The sequence below is a fragment of the Klebsiella sp. PL-2018 genome (assembly GCF_019048985.1).
GTDB lineage: Bacteria > Pseudomonadota > Gammaproteobacteria > Enterobacterales > Enterobacteriaceae > Klebsiella > Klebsiella michiganensis.
This window is the reverse complement of sequence record NZ_CP077673.1, coordinates 2,374,867-2,390,890: the sequence shown is the minus strand read 5'-3', so window position 1 is coordinate 2,390,890 and position 16,024 is coordinate 2,374,867. Positions and strand designations below refer to the sequence as shown.

Genomic DNA, 16,024 nt, shown 5'->3' with positions numbered 1-16,024 from the left:
TTTTATTTTTAGTGCTATGACGCGTATGGATAACACTGCCACAGCAGAAAAAACAACAGACAATGCCCCGTATCCGGTGCCGACGGACAAAGAGATAAGCAGCCGGACATTATTAGGCAGCGAGGGACGGGTGGTGATTGAACATCGCGGTCAGCGCTACCTGCTGCGTCAGACCCATTCGGGTAAGCTGATCCTGACCAAATAATTATCCCCGCCGATAAAGGCATGGATAACGATCGCTAGCTGGAACAGCTTACTTCAAGACGCCTTCCCCAGTCCGGTGGACGCTGAATATACTCATCCGTCCGATCGGCAAAGGGGTGAGAGAGTGCGCTATGCAGGCGCTCCAGCTCGCTCATATCCCCCTGCTCCGCCTGTTCAATGGCCCGCTGGGCCAGCCAGTTACGCAGCACGATCGCCGGGTTCACGCTGCGCATCCGCATCTGCCTTTGCGCATCGTCAACCTGTTCATCGCGCAGGCGCGCGCGATAAGCGGTAAACCAGCTATCGAACGTCTCGCGGTCGATAAACTCATCGCGTAGCGGCGAGGCGGCGCTCTCCTGCTCGCTGACGCTGAGCATCCGGAAGGTCCGCGTATAGTCGCTGCCCTCGCGTTCCATCAGCGTAAACAGGCCGTCCAGCAGTTCGTTATCCCCTTTTTGCTGGGTAAACAATCCGAGCTTGTCGCGCATGCGGCGGCCATACGCCGTCAGCAGGGCTTGCTGGTAACTATCCAGCGCGCCGTTCAGCGCCTCAGCGCTGATAAACGGCGAGAGCGTCTGCGCCAGACGTTGCAGGTTCCATAGCCCTACCGCCGGCTGATTATCAAAGCTGTAGCGCCCTTGATAATCGGAGTGGTTACAGATAAAGCCAGGCTGGAAATCATCAAGGAAACCGTACGGACCGTAGTCCATCGTCAGGCCGAGAATTGACATATTGTCGGTATTCATCACCCCGTGGGCAAAGCCCACCGTTTGCCAGCAGGCAATCATCTCCGCGGTTCGAGTGACAACGTCACTGAACCACAGAAGGTACTTATCCGCTTCATTTTGCAGATGCAGCCAGTGGTGACGAATCACGTAATCCGCCAGCTGCTGCACTTTCAGAGGCTCGCGACGGTAGTAAAAATGCTCAAAATGGCCGAAACGAACGTGGCTTTCCGCCAGCCGCATCAGCATTGCCCCGCGCTCGACGGTTTCGCGGTATACCGGCGTATCGCTGGCCACTATCGCCAGCGCGCGGGTGGTTGGAATGCCCAACGCATGCATCGCTTCCGAGGCCAGCGCCTCGCGGATCGTCGAGCGCAGCACCGCCCGCCCATCGCCCATTCGCGAATAGGGAGTGAGCCCGGCGCCTTTAAGGTGCCAGTCAAAGCGACGACCATCAGCGAGCTGCTGTTCGCCGAGCAGAATACCGCGCCCGTCGCCGAGCTGCCCGGCCCAGGCGCCGAACTGGTGGCCGCTGTAAACCTGCGCCAGCGGCGACATTCCCGGCAGTAGCGTTTCGCCGCCCCATACGCCAGCGCCCTTCTGCGGGCTGAATAACGACGCGTCAACGCCCAGCGTTCGCGCCAGCGGAGCGTTGTGCCAGACAAGCCGCGCATTCTCCAGCGGCGTAGGGGTTAAAGCGGTGTAAAAATCCGGCAGTTCATCACGCCAGTGGGTAGTAAAAGACAGGGTCATGGTTCCTCCTGTCTTCAGTGTAGTGCTTTCAACAAATTATTAACACGGAGGATTGGATGGGTTATTGCGATAAAAGACTAGACGGGCGTTGTGGCGCTGCCCGGTAAGGCGTTACCGCCGCCGGGCAAGAAAACGCCACGCTACGCTTTGACGTATCGAGGCTAGATCCTTCGCGCCTGCCAGAATTTTTTATGCCAGTAGACATTATCCAGCGACGAGCGCGTCACGCCCTGGCTGGTAGAGGCGTGGATAAACTGGTTATCCGTGTCGTAAATACCGACGTGCAGACCGCTCTCTCCGGAACCGGTCTTGAAGAAGACCAGATCGCCGGGCAGCAGTTCGCTCTTATCGATTTTCGTGCCGATCTCCGCCTGCTCACGCGTTTCACGCGGCAGCTGCAACGCGAACTTATCGCGGAAGGTCATCAGCACAAACCCGGAGCAATCAACGCCGCGCGGCGACATGCCGCCGTAGCGATACGGCGCTCCCCGCCAGTTCCTTAGCTGCTCATTCAGGTTAGCAACAACGGTAATCGAATCAGCAAGCCGTGGATTGGGCGGCGGCGCCCGGTGGCTGCTACACCCCGCCAGAAATAACGCAACACACAAAACGAGCCAAAAACGCATCTCAGACGAATCCTCTGTTCCCTATCCTGATAGCAGGATAATTTACCTTGTTTATCAATTCGCTGGCAAGCTGACTGCGTGCTACTGTGACGCAACGAGCATAAGATGACCCGCCACCTCGACCCGCTGGAAGTCCATGGCATAGGCGGCGGTTAAATTCTCTTCGCTTAATACCTCGGCGGTGCTGCCGCAGGCGATCGTCTCCCCCCGGCAGATAAGCCAGGAGCGATGGGCGTGTCGGAGGGTATGATTCAGGTCGTGGCTGCTCATCACGACGGCAATCCCCGAGGCGCAGAGTTCGCTTAACAGTCGGTCGAGCGCGGCCTGCTGCGCCACGTCCAGGCTGTTCATCGGTTCATCCAGCAATAGCAACTGTCCGGACGCGTTAGCCTGACGATGAATCTGCAGTATTACCGCCGCCAGGCGCACGCGCTGCCACTCCCCGCCGGAGATGTGATTCACCTGGCGCCCAAGCTTGTCGCCTAAGCCCAGCTTCTCCGCGATGGTCGTCAGTAGCCCGTTGTGCGCGTCGTCCTGGAGATGCAGCGACAGATAATGCCAAACCGGCATGGCGAAAGGCGGCATCTGGTGTTGGCTTAAATAGGCCCGATGACGCGCCAGCTCCGGCGCCAGCCAGTCATTCAGCGGGCGTCCATTCAGTTTTACCTGACCCGGGCCGGTAGAGAGCCCCGCCATACGCGCCAGCAGCGTGCTTTTCCCCGCCCCGTTTGGCCCCACCAGATGAACGATCTCTCCCGGCCGGATATCGGCTGAAAACGGCGCCAGCCGCCCCGCCTCTTCTACATCCTGTAGCTGCATCAAAAACGGCATTATTTGGCTAAAGCTCCTTTAATAGCGGCCACCAGCTGCGGATCATCCGGCGTCATATCCGGTGAGAAACGGCCGATGACCTGACCATCGCGGCCGATGAGGAATTTTTCAAAATTCCACAGAATATCATCCACGTACAGCGGCGCTCTGCCTTTGCTGGCCATGCGCTCATAAAAACCGCTGCCTTCCGGGGCGATAGCCTGCGGGGCGGCCTCAACCAGCTTCTGGTACAGAGGCGCGCGATGTTCGCCGTTGACGTCAATTTTGCTGAACATCGGGAAAGTCACGCCGTAAGTCGTGCTACAGAACGTTTTAATCTCTTCTTCGCTACCCGGCTCCTGACCCAGAAACTGGTTGCACGGAAAGCCCAGTACGCTAAAACCTTCGCTTTCTAAATCTTTTTGCAGCGCTTCCAGCTGCTCATACTGCGGCGTCAGGCCGCATTTTGACGCGACGTTGACAATCAACAGGACTTTGCCTGCCCACGGGGTGAGCGTTGTTTTCTCACCATCGATGGTGGTGACTTCAGTATTGAGAATATCGTGTTGCATAGCCTTCCCTCAGTGAATATACCGGTAACTGCTTCAGGTGATCCCTATCTACTGTAGCGGATTCAGACTGGGTCATTCTACTTTGAATCCCCCGGGAGTGTCTCTTGATGTAACAGGCAGCACAACATGAATTCATCTCAACACCGGGAGCGCGCAATTCAGTGTACAGTGGTGGATGGATGTAATAGCATTTCGTTAATTGTTAATTTAAGAGAGTTTTATTGATGAAGAAGATGTTTAGCGCGGTGTTAATCGCGGCCTCCGTTACGCTGCTTTCGGCCTGCTCGCCGGATGAAGATAATAAGATTAAAGTCGCCATTAATACCGGGCCGGATGAGGCTATCTGGAAAGTCGTAGAACAGGTGGCCAAAGAGAAATACAACCTCGACGTCGAGGTAATCTCATTTAATGATTACGTTCTGCCGAACGAAGCCCTGAACAATAAAGACGTCGATGCTAACGCCTTCCAGACGCTGCCTTACCTTGAGGCACAATCAAAAGAGCGCGGCTATAAGTTTGCCATTGTTGGTAAAACCTTCGTCTTCCCCATCGCCGCCTACTCGAAGAAAATCAAAAATATCAGCGAACTGCCTGACGGCGCGACGATTTCCATCTCTAACGAAACCACAACCCTGGGCCGCAGCCTGCTGCTGCTGCAGGCGCAAGGTTTAATCAAGCTGAAAGAGGGTACAGGCTACCTGCCGACGACGCTGGACATTATCGATAATCCTAAGCAGCTGAAAATCGTGGAAGTCGACACGCCGCAGCTGACCCGCACGCTTGATGACCCGAACGTCGCCCTGTCGATCATCAACACCAACTTCTCCGCTCAGGCCGGTCTCTCGGCTGCCCGCGATGGGCTATTTATGGAAGGCCCGGACTCGCCGTACGTCAACGCCATTGTTGCGCGCGAAGATAATAAAGACAGCAAAAAAGTCCAGGAGCTGAAAGAGGCCTTCCAGACTCAGCAGGTTGCCGACAAGGCAGCGGAAGTCTACAAAGGCGATGCGATTAAGGGCTGGTAATACTATCAACCGCTTACGGCCGCCCCTCACTGCGGGCGGCCTGATTTCAGCAATAACCAGATAAACACCGGCGCGCCCAGGGTGGCGGTGACCACGCCAATCGGCAATTCCGCCGCCGAAAGCGCCAGACGCGCGATAATATCCGCGCCCAGCAGCGCGCTGGCCCCCGCTAACAAACAGGCCGGAAGCAGCGCGCGGTGATCGCTTAAACCACACAAGCGCAGAATATGCGGGATAACCAGACCAATAAAGCCGATCGCGCCGGCCAGCGCCACGCTGACGCCCACCAGCCAGCCGGTGGCCACCACCAGCACTTTACGCCATAGCCAAAGCGGCAGCCCCAGCTGGCGTGCGGAAACCTCCCCCAGCGCTAACAGATTAAGAGGCTGCGATTGCAGGCACACCCAGGCCAGCACCGGCAGCAGGGCCAGCATCAGCCACAGCTGCTGCCAGTCCACGCCGCCAAAGCCGCCCATCATCCAGTACATCAGTTGGCGGAGATCGAAAGAGGTTGAGAAGTAGACCGCCCAGGTCATCAGCGCGCTGCATATGATACCGAGCGCCACGCCCGCCAGCAGCAGGCGGCTGGTCGAGAGATGCCGCCTGGCAAAACGCAGTAAAATAAAGGTAATGACCAGTGCGCCAGCGATGGCGCACAGCCCCAGCGCCCAGCCCGGAAGCAGCCCTTTTCCCAGCAAGACGGCGGCTATCAGACCAACCCCAGCGCCGTTTGATACCCCCAGCAGCCCGGGCTCCGCCAGCGGGTTTTCAAACAGCGCCTGCATAATCGCGCCGGACAGGGCCAGCGCCGCGCCCACCAGCAGGACGGCCAGGGTGCGCGGCAAACGAATCTGCCAGATAAACAGCTCGCCTTTGGCGCTAAACCATTCACCGGGGCCAATCCACTGGTCGCCCGCGCACAGGCTGATGGTCGACGTGACCAGCAGCAGCAACGTTAATACCGCAAGCCAGCGCCGGTTGCGGCGCCGTTGAGTTTGAGCAAAGGTCAGCATAGATTTCTGAGTCGAAAAAAAGGATGTGATTGATTTTACGGTATTCGGCCAGGAAAAGAAAAAAGGCCGCATAGCGGCCTTTTTGGTTAGTCAGTCCAGATCATTTCTCTCTGGGTGAAGCGTTTTCGACACGGCTTTTTAACTTCTGTCCGGGTCTGAAGGTCACCACACGCCGGGCTGTAATAGGAATATCCTCTCCCGTTTTCGGGTTACGGCCCGGGCGTTGGTTCTTATCTCGCAAATCGAAGTTGCCGAACCCGGAGAGTTTTACCTGCTCTCCGTTTTCCAGAGCGCGACGGACTTCTTCGAAAAACAACTCTACCAGCTCTTTGGCATCCCGCTTGCTAAGCCCAAGCTTATCAAACAGATATTCTGACATTTCAGCTTTTGTAAGCGCCATAGGTTCAATCCCTCAATGATGCCTGGAATCGCTCTTTCAATGCCTCTACACATTTGGCGACGGTAGCGGCAATCTCCTCTTCTTCGAGTGTACGGCTGGTATCCTGGAGGATAAGGCTGATAGCGAGGCTTTTGAAACCTTCCGCTACGCCCTTGCCGCGGTACACGTCAAATAAGTTTACGCCAACTACCTGATTTACGCCAACTTTCTTACACTCGGCTAAAACATCGGCTGCGGGAACGTTTTCTGCCACAACGACAGCGATGTCGCGACGGTTCGCCGGGAAGCGAGAAACTTCACGCGCCTGAGGCACCACGCGGTCTGCAAGCTTGTTCCACTCCAGCTCGAACACCAACGTGCGGCCGTTCAGATCCAGTTTACGTTCCAGCTCGGGATGAACAACCCCAATAAAACCAATACGTTCACCTTTCAGATAAATCGCCGCCGACTGGCCCGGATGAAGCGCATTATTGGCTTCGATGCGGAATTCGATGTCGGACAGTTTACCCGTGAGGTCGAGAACGGACTCCAGATCGCCTTTTAAATCATAGAAATCGACGGTTTCTTTTGCCAGGTTCCAGTGTTCTTCATAGCGGTTACCGCAGATGACGCCAGCCAGCATCACGTCCTGGCGAATACCCAGCGGGGCCTGCGTATCGGGAACAAAGCGTAAGCCGCTCTCAAAGATGCGGACGCGACTCTGCTGGCGATTCTGGTTGTAGACCACCGTCCCGAGCAGACCGGTCCATAATGACAGACGCATCGCCGACATTTCGCTGGAGATCGGGCTCGGCAGAATCAGCGCTTCTTCACCGGCGTGGATCCACTGCTGTACTTTCGGGTCAACAAAGCTGTAGGTAATCACTTCCTGATAGCCTTTGTCGTTGAGCAGCGTTTTCACGCGCTTAAGCGACAGATCCGCTTCGCGGTGGCTGCCCATGATTAGGCCCGCTTGCACCGGTTCGTCAGGAATATTGTTATAGCCATAAACGCGGGCAACCTCTTCGACCAGGTCTTCTTCGATCTCCATGTCGAAACGCCAGCTCGGCGCCACGGCATGCCACTCATCCTGGCCTTCGGTAACTTCACAGCCCAGACGACGCAGAATGTCGCTAACCTGCGCATCTTCAATGTGATGGCCAATAAGACGATCCAGCTTGCTGCGGCGCAGACGGATGGTCGCAGGCTTCGGCAGAGTCGCTTCATTGATCACGTCAATAATCGGGCCCGCTTCACCGCCGCAAATATCCATCAGCAGGCGGGTAGCACGCTCCATTGCCTGATACTGCAGCGCGGAGTCCACGCCGCGCTCGTAGCGGTGGGAAGCATCGGTATGCAGACCATGACGGCGGGCGCGGCCGGTAATAGATAGCGGGCTGAAGAACGCGCATTCCAGCAGAACGTTTTGCGTTTCATCGTTTACGCCGGAGTGCTCGCCGCCGAAAATACCGCCCATGGCGAGGGCTTTCTGGTGGTCAGCGATAACCAGAGTATCGATATCCAGCTTAGCCTCGGAGCCGTCGAGCAGGACCAGGGTTTCGCCTTCATGCGCCATACGCACGATAATTCCGCCTTCAATGCGGTCTTTATCGAAGGCGTGCATCGGCTGGCCGAGCTCGAGCAGAACGTAGTTGGTCACGTCAACCACGGCATCGATGGAGCGAATGCCGCAGCGGCGCAGCTTCTCTTTCATCCATAACGGCGTCGGCGCTTTGACATTAATGCCTTTTACCACACGGCCCAGGTAGCGCGGGCATGCTTCCGGCGCGTCAACCTGAATTGGCAGAACGTCGTCGATGGTCGCGGCCACCGGGGTCATTTCCGGGACATTCAATGGCGCCTTGTTGAGCACGGCGACATCGCGGGCAATGCCGATAATACCCAGGCAGTCGGCACGGTTCGGCGTGACGCTGATTTCGATAGTGTTATCGTCGAGCTTCAGGTATTCGCGGATATCGGTACCCAGCGGCGCGTCGGCGGGCAGTTCAATAATACCGCTGTGATCGTCGGAGATCCCCAGCTCGGAGAAGGAGCACAGCATGCCTTCCGACGGCTCGCCGCGCAGCTTTGCCGCTTTAATTTTAAAATCGCCCGGCAGTACGGCACCGATGGTTGCAACGGCAACCTTCAGGCCCTGACGGCAGTTTGGTGCGCCGCAGACGATGTCCAGCAGGCGTTCGCCGCCGACGTTAATTTTTGTGACGCGCAGTTTGTCAGCATTAGGGTGCTGAGCGCACTCAACCACTTCCCCAACGACAACGCCGTTGAAGCTGCCCGCAACCGGCTCAACGCCGTCAACCTCAAGGCCGGCCATCGTTATCTGGTCCGACAGCGCTTCGCTATCGATAGCTGGGTTAACCCACTCGCGTAACCACAGTTCACTGAATTTCATTGTTCTGTCCTGCCCTTATTTAAACTGTTTGAGGAAACGCAGATCGTTTTCGAAGAACGCGCGTAAATCGGTCACGCCGTAGCGCAGCATGGTCAGACGCTCCATACCCATGCCGAAGGCAAAGCCGGAATAGATTTCCGGATCGATACCCACGTTGCGCAGTACGTTTGGATGCACCATCCCGCAGCCGAGCACTTCCAGCCATTTCCCGTTTTTCCCCATAACGTCGACTTCGGCCGACGGCTCGGTGAACGGGAAATAGGACGGACGAAAACGAATCTGCAGATCTTCTTCAAAGAAGTTACGCAGGAAATCGTGCAGCGTTCCCTTCAGGTTGGTAAAGCTGATGTTGGTATCAACGATCAGGCCTTCCATCTGATGGAACATTGGGGTGTGGGTCTGATCGTAGTCGTTACGATAGACGCGCCCTGGCGCAATAATGCGGATCGGCGGCTGCTGGTTAGCCATGGTGCGGATCTGCACGCCTGAGGTTTGCGTACGCAGCAGGCGCGTGGCATCAAACCAGAAAGTGTCGTGGTCAGCGCGTGCCGGATGGTGGCCAGGAATATTCAGCGCATCGAAGTTGTGGTAGTCATCTTCGATTTCCGGGCCAGTCGCGACGGTAAAGCCGAGCTCACCGAAGAAACTTTCAATACGATCGATGGTACGGGTCACCGGATGCAGGCCACCGTTCTCAATACGACGCCCCGGCAGAGAGACATCGATGGTCTCCGAGGCCAGGCGCGCGTTAAGAGCGGCGCTTTCAAGATCTGACTTACGCGCGTTAAGCGCCTGCTGGACCTGCTCTTTCGCTTCGTTGATAACCGCGCCGGCTGCCGGGCGCTCTTCAGCAGGCAGCTCACGCAGGGTCGTCATCTGAAGGGTCAGGAGCCCTTTTTTACCCAGGTATTCCACGCGGACGTTGTCCAGCGCAGCAACATCTGATGCCTCGTTAATGGCTGCCTTCGCACTGGCAACCAGCTCTGCGAGATGTGACATGGTTTTCCTCATTATGTCGGTGCAGACACCGGTTATGGTTATTATTTTGCTTTCACTATTTCGAGCCGCAGACGGCGGGTCATTCGCCATTTGCCCGAATGACCCGGTCAATCCACACGTCTGGAGCTTGAAATAGAACAAGCCAGTTCAGATACAAAAAAAGCCTCCACAGTGGGAGGCTTTTTGGCGCTGTTTTCCGTTTCTTCTTTCACGCGCTAGCCTCCTGAGTTCAGGTGCTAAAGTAAAAAAAGAAGCGGAAAATAGCAGCATTCATGCTTGCATTACCTTGTCTGGTAAAAAACGTAAGATCGATATTGAAAAGCTTACGCGGATAAAAGTCAATGTATTGATAGTCTTGAAACGAAAAGAGGGAGACAAGCTCCCTCTTTCAACTGGCTTATGCCAGAGCTGCTTTCGCTTTTTCGACCAGCGCGGTGAACGCTAATTTGTCGAATACGGCGATGTCAGCCAGGATCTTACGGTCGATTTCAACAGAGGCTTTTTTCAGGCCGTTGATGAATTTGCTGTAAGAAATACCGTTCTGACGTGCTGCTGCGTTGATACGCGCAATCCACAGTTGACGGAACTGACGCTTTTTCTGACGACGGTCACGATAAGCGTACTGACCAGCTTTGATAACAGCCTGGAAGGCAACGCGGTATACGCGAGAACGCGCACCGTAGTAGCCTTTAGCTTGTTTCAAAATTTTCTTGTGACGTGCACGGGCAACTACACCACGTTTTACGCGAGCCATATGTGCTCTCCTGTATCTATTCTAATTAAAAAGTTAAAAGGGTTAACGACTTATGCGTACGGCAGGCACGCGATGACCAGGCCCAGATCGCCTTTAGAAACCATGGCTTTCGGACGCAGGTGACGTTTACGCTTGGTAGCTTTTTTGGTCAGAATGTGACGCAGGTTAGCGTGCTTGTGCTTAAAACCACCTTTACCGGTTTTTTTGAAGCGCTTAGCAGCACCGCGTACGGTCTTAATTTTTGGCATTTTAATAACTTCCACTTCGCATTGTTAATAAACGAAACATAGGCGAACAACGGCTGCGGAACCCGCAGGCTCCACAGACATTGCTACTTGAAGGCCTTACTGTTTCTTCTTAGGAGCGAGCACCATGATCATCTGGCGGCCTTCGATCTTCGTTGGGAAGGATTCGACTACTGCCAGTTCACTCAGATCGTCACGGACGCGGGTAAGCACTTCCATACCGATCTGTTGGTGGGCCATCTCACGGCCGCGAAAACGCAGCGTGATCTTGGCCTTATCGCCATCTTCCAGAAAGCGAATCAGGCTGCGGAGTTTTACCTGATAATCGCCATCGTCGGTGCCAGGACGGAACTTAATTTCCTTAACCTGGATAACTTTTTGCTTTTTCTTCTGTTCCTTAGAAGACTTGCTCTTTTCATAAAGGAACTTGCCGTAGTCCATGATACGACAAACTGGCGGTTCGGCGTTAGGGCTGATTTCAACTAAATCTACTCCAGCTTCTTCAGCTTTTTCGATCGCTTCTCTCAGACTCACAATACCCAAAGCTTCGCCTTCCAGACCAGTTAAGCGAACTTCCAGGGCGCGAATCTCGCCATTAATACGATTCGGACGTGCCGTTTGAACTCGTTTTCCGCCTTTAATACCTTATTCCTCCAGTTGTTTTAGACTGCGGCTGCGAATCTCTTGTTGCAGCTTCTCGATAACTTCATTTACGTCCAGGCTGCCCAAGTCTTTGCCACGACGGGTACGCACGGCAACTTTGCCGGCTTCTACCTCTTTGTCGCCACAGACCAACATGTAAGGGACACGACGTAAAGTGTGCTCGCGGATTTTAAAGCCTATCTTCTCATTTCTCAAGTCTGCTTTTACGCGAATGCCCGCATTTTGTAGTTTACGCGTCAATTCGTTAACGTATTCAGCCTGAGAATCAGTAATATTCATGACCACAACCTGCACCGGCGCCAGCCAGCTCGGGAAGAAGCCCGCAAACTCTTCGGTCAGGATGCCAATAAAGCGCTCCAGCGAACCAAGAATCGCGCGGTGAATCATTACCGGTACCTGTCGTTCGTTATTTTCACCCACATAAGAGGCGCTTAAACGCTGCGGCAGGGAGAAGTCCAGCTGTACAGTACCGCACTGCCATGCACGATCGAGGCAGTCATACAGGGTAAATTCAATTTTCGGACCGTAGAACGCGCCTTCACCCAGTTGATACTCAAACGGGATGTTGTTCTCTTCCAGCGCCACGGCCAGATCCGCTTCAGCACGATCCCATGTCTCATCGCTACCGATGCGTTTTTCCGGGCGAGTCGACAGCTTGACGACGATTTTCTCGAAGCCAAAGGTGCTGTACATATCGTAGACCATGCGAATACAGGCGTTCACTTCATCGCGAACCTGATCTTCAGTACAGAAGATATGGGCGTCGTCCTGAGTAAAGCCACGTACGCGCATCAGGCCATGCAGCGCGCCTGACGGCTCATTACGATGGCAGCTACCGAATTCAGCCATACGCAGCGGCAGATCGCGGTAGGATTTCAGCCCCTGGTTGAAGATCTGCACGTGGCCCGGGCAGTTCATCGGCTTGATGCAGTATTCACGGTTCTCGGAAGAGGTGGTGAACATCGCATCTTTATAGTTGTCCCAGTGGCCGGTTTTTTCCCACAGCACGCGGTCCATCATAAACGGGCCTTTAACTTCCTGATACTGGTACTCTTTCAGCTTAGAACGCACAAAAGTTTCCAGTTCGCGGAAGATAGTCCAGCCGTCGTTATGCCAGAACACCATGCCCGGCGCCTCTTCCTGCATATGATACAGGTCGAGCTGCTTACCGATTTTACGGTGATCGCGCTTAGCGGCTTCTTCCAGACGCTGCAGATAGGCATTTAAGGCTTTTTTATCTGCCCATGCGGTTCCGTAGATGCGCTGCAGCATTTTATTGTTGCTATCGCCGCGCCAGTAGGCGCCAGCGGTCTTCATCAGTTTGAAATGATGACAGAAACGCATATTCGGCACGTGCGGCCCACGGCACATGTCGACATACTCTTCATGATGATACAAACCGGGTTTGTCATCATGTGCAATGTTTTCATCAAGAATGGAGACTTTATAGCTCTCGCCGCGCTTCACGAAGGTTTCACGCGCTTCGTGCCAGCTGACTTTCTTCTTAATGACGTCGTAGTTTTTCTCGGCGAGCTCGTGCATACGTTTTTCGAGCGCGTCGATATCTTCCTGGGTCAGGGTATGGTCCAGATCGACATCATAGTAGAAACCGTTGTCAACAACCGGGCCGATCGCCATCTTGGTATTTGGCCACAGCTGTTTAATCGCGTGCCCCAAAAGGTGCGCACAGGAGTGACGAATAATCTCAAGTCCATCTTCATCTTTCGCGGTGATGATAGAGAGCGTCGCGTCGTTTTCAATTAAGTCGCAGGCGTCAACCAGTTCGCCGTTGACGCGGCCGGCGATGGTGGCTTTCGCCAGACCGGGGCCAATATCCAGAGCGACGTCCATCGGGCTCACAGCGTGATCAAAATGGCGTTGGCTGCCATCAGGAAGCGTAATTACAGGCATTTCATGTCCTTATTTGCAGTGGTGCCCCACACGAAAGAGCACATACAAAACAATATAATCATAATTATCAACACGTTCAGGCCCAGTTCCCGCTTCACTCTGCGAAAATATGTGCACGCTCGTTCACCGACGCGTACCCACCTGCAGCCGCCTGTTGATAACACCGACGGTTAGTTTACACATCATTAGTGCGTGATAAAAGTCACATGAGACTAAATGGTTATTGCTGATGGAAAAAAAAGGTCGCGGCGCAACAAACCCAGCGTAATTGCTGCGGAACCGTGCGGCAAAAGAGCGCGGCAGGACGATATGACGCATAAAGAATATTTATGCTTTCACATCAATTATGCATGTTTAACACAAAGTGCGGAAAGCAAAACCGGTACGGCATTACCCGGCTTGCTGCTTCACGAAATAATTAAAGGATGATGTTCAAGTACAATGAAATATCAGGACCATTCGCCGGCGACAAGTTTATGAACATCAAAAGCATCATTCATTGACTGCCCGGTAGACTGTGAGCCCGGCGCTATGTTGGAGCCTGCTTCGACATCGGTAGCTTTGGCAATGCCAACTTGGGTATGCTCGTTATTACCCGGCTGCGGTGCGGGAGCGGCGGCAAATGCGCCAAAAGACAGCGTGCACAGCATCACGGCCGCGAGTGCGATTTTGCTATTTCTCATGATAGTCATTCTCTTATTTGTTTCAGATAAATAGAACGGCGTCGTTATCGCCGCCTGTGTGCAACAGTATAGATCCAGATCACATTTTTGTCCGACCCAATATTTATCTTTTCGTGTCAAATTAACTGCATATTTGTCAGCAAAATAGCAATTGTGGGGAAATTATGAAGACGATTTCTTTTTATAAAAAACAAAACGAGAGACCAAAAATAATAATGTCACTTATTGCCAAATTTAAAACAATCAGGCCAGAATATCTGGCCTGAAATATTACATTTTATAACCCAGCGATAGCGTGGTACGGCGATCGGTGTGTTCCGGCGCCGATGACGGCGGCTCAGAGTTCCACGTCAGGTTATAGGCGACCTTGAGGGCAAAGTGAGCATTGATGGCAACGTTCAGCGCGCTTTCGGAGTTCAGCGTCGTATCTTCAGCGCCGAATACCGAAACACCTTGCGTAAATTTGGCGTTATCGGTCATCTGCCAGGCGTAAGTGCCGGAAGCATAGCCCAACGGCTGAGTATCAGTATCGCCGTCGGTATACTCGTCGTAGCGTACGCCAGGACCAAATTCAAAACGTAGGCTGTGTACCGGTCCGTTCATAATCTGTCGACCATAACCTGCGGTAAACACATCCCGCTGCTGATAACCATTGTAACGATCCGTCAGCCAGCTGGCCTGGCCAAATATATAGTTCTGGTCAGTCAGGTTGTAACGACTACGTCCCCCCACCGCGTACCTTTCCGAAGAGCGCTGATCGTTTGACGACGTATTGCTGGCATTCCCCCACAGCGACCATGCGGTGGTATTGCCATACCAGGTCAACGTGGAGTCGGCGGTCATTGAGGAACTTTTCGTATTGCCGGACTGCGCCAGATAACCGGCGTTAACAGTACCTTCGAAAGGTTTTTTAGCAGAAGATGGGTCATCCATGACAGTAAAAACGGAATCATCGGCCATTGCGCACGCAGACGCAAAAAGCCCTCCCGCGAGCAACGCCGCTGCGGGTACTGTCTTCAAAAGCTTCATTTAATTTTAAGTCCGTACAACCTATAAGGAGACCTGGAGGGTCCCGGGAGCTTTCGCGAGGATCGCGGATAGCCGGTCCTAAGAAAGGGAGTAAATTATAAAAAAGCACGATTAACTTAGCAATCAATTACTCTTTCATTTTTTGTATAAGACGCTTCTCAAAACAATTTTTATTTCATAAAGATAAAAAGAGGTTGCGTTGTATAAGTGGCGCGTCGCTTCCCCTTCCCTCCTTTAAGTGCCATGCTTAAAACTAGAGCAGCTAAATTCGTATTATGGAGGAAACTGGATGACCAAAATCTATACGCTCACGTTAGCCCCCTCGCTCGATAGCGCAACCCAGACCCCGCAAATTTACCCGGAAGGCAAACTGCGCTGTAGCGCTCCCGTGTTTGAACCCGGCGGCGGCGGAATTAACGTTGCGCGAGCCATCACTTTTCTTGGCGGCAGCGCCACAGCCATCTTTCCCGTCGGCGGGGCGACAGGCGAACACCTGACGGCGCTGCTGACGGATGAACATGTTCCCGTCGATACGGTAGAGACCCATGACTGGACGCGGCAGAATCTTCACGTGCATGTGAACGCCAGCGGCGAGCAATATCGTTTCGTGATGCCGGGCGCAGCGTTAACTAAGGAGGAGCTCCAGCTCCTTGAGGAAAAAGTCCTCGCCATCGCCCCGGGTTCCCTGCTGGTGATTAGCGGAAGTCTCCCGCCCGGCATCAGCGTCGATAATCTGACGCAGCTGGTCAAAAACGCTCAGCAGCATGGATTGCGCTGTATTGTTGATAGTTCCGGTGACGCGCTCGCCGCAGCGCTTGATGTCGGCAATATCGAGCTGGTTAAGCCGAACCAGAAAGAGCTTAGCGCTCTGGTACAGCGGGATCTGAGCCAGCCGGATGATGTGCGTCTTGCGGCGCAGGAGCTCATTCGGTCGGGCAAAGTCCAGCGTGTCGTCGTCTCCCTCGGCGCCCAGGGTGCGCTCGGCGTTGATGCCCAGGGTAGCGTTCAGGTAGTACCGCCGCCGATGAAAAGCCAGAGCACCGTCGGCGCCGGTGACAGTATGGTCGGCGCAATGACCTTAAGGCTGGCGGAAAACGCCTCGCTTGAAGATATGGTTCGCTTTGGCGTTGCGGCGGGTAGTGCGGCAACCATCAATCAGGGCACCCGCCTTTGCTCGCTGGATAATACGCAAAAAATCTACACCTATCTGCGCGGTTGAT

General features: G+C 54.2%; 19 protein-coding genes and 1 other annotated feature. Of the genes, 4 read left to right on the top strand and 15 right to left on the bottom strand.

Annotation, left to right across the window (positions count from 1 at the left end):
• The first annotated feature begins 25 nt into the window (after positions 1-25).
• Positions 26-205: a hemin uptake protein HemP gene (gene hemP, locus MKleb_RS11065; protein ID WP_160741222.1), complete on the top strand. Its 180-nt coding sequence runs from the start codon at positions 26-28 to the stop codon at positions 203-205.
• Positions 206-239: 34 nt separating this feature from the next.
• Here the strand turns inward: hemP and selO are convergent, their stop codons facing one another.
• The 4 genes from selO to MKleb_RS11045 all read right to left on the bottom strand — a co-directional run bounded on the left by selO (position 240) and on the right by MKleb_RS11045 (position 3,690).
• Positions 240-1,682: a protein adenylyltransferase SelO gene (gene selO, locus MKleb_RS11060; RefSeq protein WP_025108223.1), complete on the bottom strand. Its 1,443-nt coding sequence runs from the start codon at positions 1,680-1,682 to the stop codon at positions 240-242.
• A gap of 161 nt (positions 1,683-1,843) precedes the next feature.
• Positions 1,844-2,308: an NlpC/P60 family protein gene (locus MKleb_RS11055; RefSeq protein ID WP_004134084.1), complete on the bottom strand. Its 465-nt coding sequence runs from the start codon at positions 2,306-2,308 to the stop codon at positions 1,844-1,846.
• A gap of 81 nt (positions 2,309-2,389) precedes the next feature.
• On the bottom strand, positions 2,390-3,139 hold the full coding sequence (gene btuD, locus MKleb_RS11050) for a vitamin B12 ABC transporter ATP-binding protein BtuD (protein WP_025108224.1): 750 nt from the start codon (positions 3,137-3,139) through the stop codon (positions 2,390-2,392).
• Entirely contained in the window at positions 3,139-3,690 is a 552-nt protein-coding gene (locus MKleb_RS11045) for a glutathione peroxidase (protein WP_025108225.1), read from the bottom strand. The genes btuD and MKleb_RS11045 overlap by 1 nt, the downstream gene beginning before the upstream one ends.
• Positions 3,691-3,914: 224 nt before the next feature.
• Here MKleb_RS11045 and MKleb_RS11040 point away from each other — a divergent pair, with 224 nt between their 5' ends.
• Entirely contained in the window at positions 3,915-4,715 is an 801-nt protein-coding gene (locus tag MKleb_RS11040; protein ID WP_014229729.1) for a MetQ/NlpA family ABC transporter substrate-binding protein, read from the top strand.
• Positions 4,716-4,741: 26 nt separating this feature from the next.
• On the opposite strand, the gene btuC is transcribed toward MKleb_RS11040, so the two are convergent.
• From btuC to thrS, 9 genes are all read right to left on the bottom strand, one after another.
• On the bottom strand, positions 4,742-5,728 hold the full coding sequence (gene btuC, locus MKleb_RS11035) for a vitamin B12 ABC transporter permease BtuC (protein WP_009653750.1): 987 nt from the start codon (positions 5,726-5,728) through the stop codon (positions 4,742-4,744).
• Between the two features lie 100 nt (positions 5,729-5,828).
• Entirely contained in the window at positions 5,829-6,128 is a 300-nt protein-coding gene (gene ihfA / locus MKleb_RS11030) for an integration host factor subunit alpha (protein ID WP_004851790.1), read from the bottom strand.
• A gap of 4 nt (positions 6,129-6,132) precedes the next feature.
• On the bottom strand, positions 6,133-8,520 hold the full coding sequence (pheT, locus tag MKleb_RS11025) for a phenylalanine--tRNA ligase subunit beta (protein ID WP_025108226.1): 2,388 nt from the start codon (positions 8,518-8,520) through the stop codon (positions 6,133-6,135).
• Positions 8,521-8,535: 15 nt separating this feature from the next.
• Positions 8,536-9,519: a phenylalanine--tRNA ligase subunit alpha gene (gene pheS, locus MKleb_RS11020; protein ID WP_004851795.1), complete on the bottom strand. Its 984-nt coding sequence runs from the start codon at positions 9,517-9,519 to the stop codon at positions 8,536-8,538.
• 153 nt (positions 9,520-9,672) lie between these two features.
• Positions 9,673-9,798 (bottom strand) — a sequence feature (Phe leader region).
• The gene (gene pheM, locus MKleb_RS11015) at positions 9,749-9,793 is read right to left on the bottom strand and encodes a pheST operon leader peptide PheM (RefSeq protein ID WP_001386830.1); all 45 of its coding nucleotides are present in this window, start codon (positions 9,791-9,793) and stop codon (positions 9,749-9,751) included. It overlaps the preceding feature by 45 nt.
• A 118-nt stretch (positions 9,799-9,916) precedes the next feature.
• On the bottom strand, positions 9,917-10,273 hold the full coding sequence (gene rplT, locus MKleb_RS11010) for a 50S ribosomal protein L20 (protein WP_004102963.1): 357 nt from the start codon (positions 10,271-10,273) through the stop codon (positions 9,917-9,919).
• Between the two features lie 50 nt (positions 10,274-10,323).
• Entirely contained in the window at positions 10,324-10,521 is a 198-nt protein-coding gene (gene rpmI, locus MKleb_RS11005; RefSeq protein ID WP_001124225.1) for a 50S ribosomal protein L35, read from the bottom strand.
• A 96-nt stretch (positions 10,522-10,617) separates the two neighbouring features.
• The gene (gene infC / locus MKleb_RS11000) at positions 10,618-11,160 is read right to left on the bottom strand and encodes a translation initiation factor IF-3 (RefSeq protein ID WP_052746887.1); all 543 of its coding nucleotides are present in this window, start codon (positions 11,158-11,160) and stop codon (positions 10,618-10,620) included.
• 3 nt (positions 11,161-11,163) lie between these two features.
• Positions 11,164-13,092, bottom strand: coding sequence for a threonine--tRNA ligase (gene thrS, locus MKleb_RS10995; protein WP_004102966.1), 1,929 nt, complete (start codon positions 13,090-13,092; stop codon positions 11,164-11,166).
• Between the two features lie 216 nt (positions 13,093-13,308).
• Between thrS and MKleb_RS10990 the strand changes: the two genes are divergently transcribed.
• The gene (locus MKleb_RS10990; RefSeq protein ID WP_071881738.1) at positions 13,309-13,521 is read left to right on the top strand and encodes a hypothetical protein; all 213 of its coding nucleotides are present in this window, start codon (positions 13,309-13,311) and stop codon (positions 13,519-13,521) included.
• Between the two features lie 20 nt (positions 13,522-13,541).
• On the opposite strand, the gene MKleb_RS10985 is transcribed toward MKleb_RS10990, so the two are convergent.
• Complete coding sequence (locus tag MKleb_RS10985) at positions 13,542-13,775, bottom strand: hypothetical protein (protein ID WP_004851800.1); 234 nt, start codon at positions 13,773-13,775, stop codon at positions 13,542-13,544.
• A gap of 270 nt (positions 13,776-14,045) precedes the next feature.
• Positions 14,046-14,804: a DUF481 domain-containing protein gene (locus tag MKleb_RS10980; protein ID WP_004851801.1), complete on the bottom strand. Its 759-nt coding sequence runs from the start codon at positions 14,802-14,804 to the stop codon at positions 14,046-14,048.
• A gap of 289 nt (positions 14,805-15,093) precedes the next feature.
• On the opposite strand from MKleb_RS10980, the gene pfkB reads away from it, so the two are divergent.
• On the top strand, positions 15,094-16,023 hold the full coding sequence (pfkB, locus tag MKleb_RS10975; protein WP_025108227.1) for a 6-phosphofructokinase II: 930 nt from the start codon (positions 15,094-15,096) through the stop codon (positions 16,021-16,023).
• The last annotated feature ends 1 nt before the right edge of the window (position 16,024 follow it).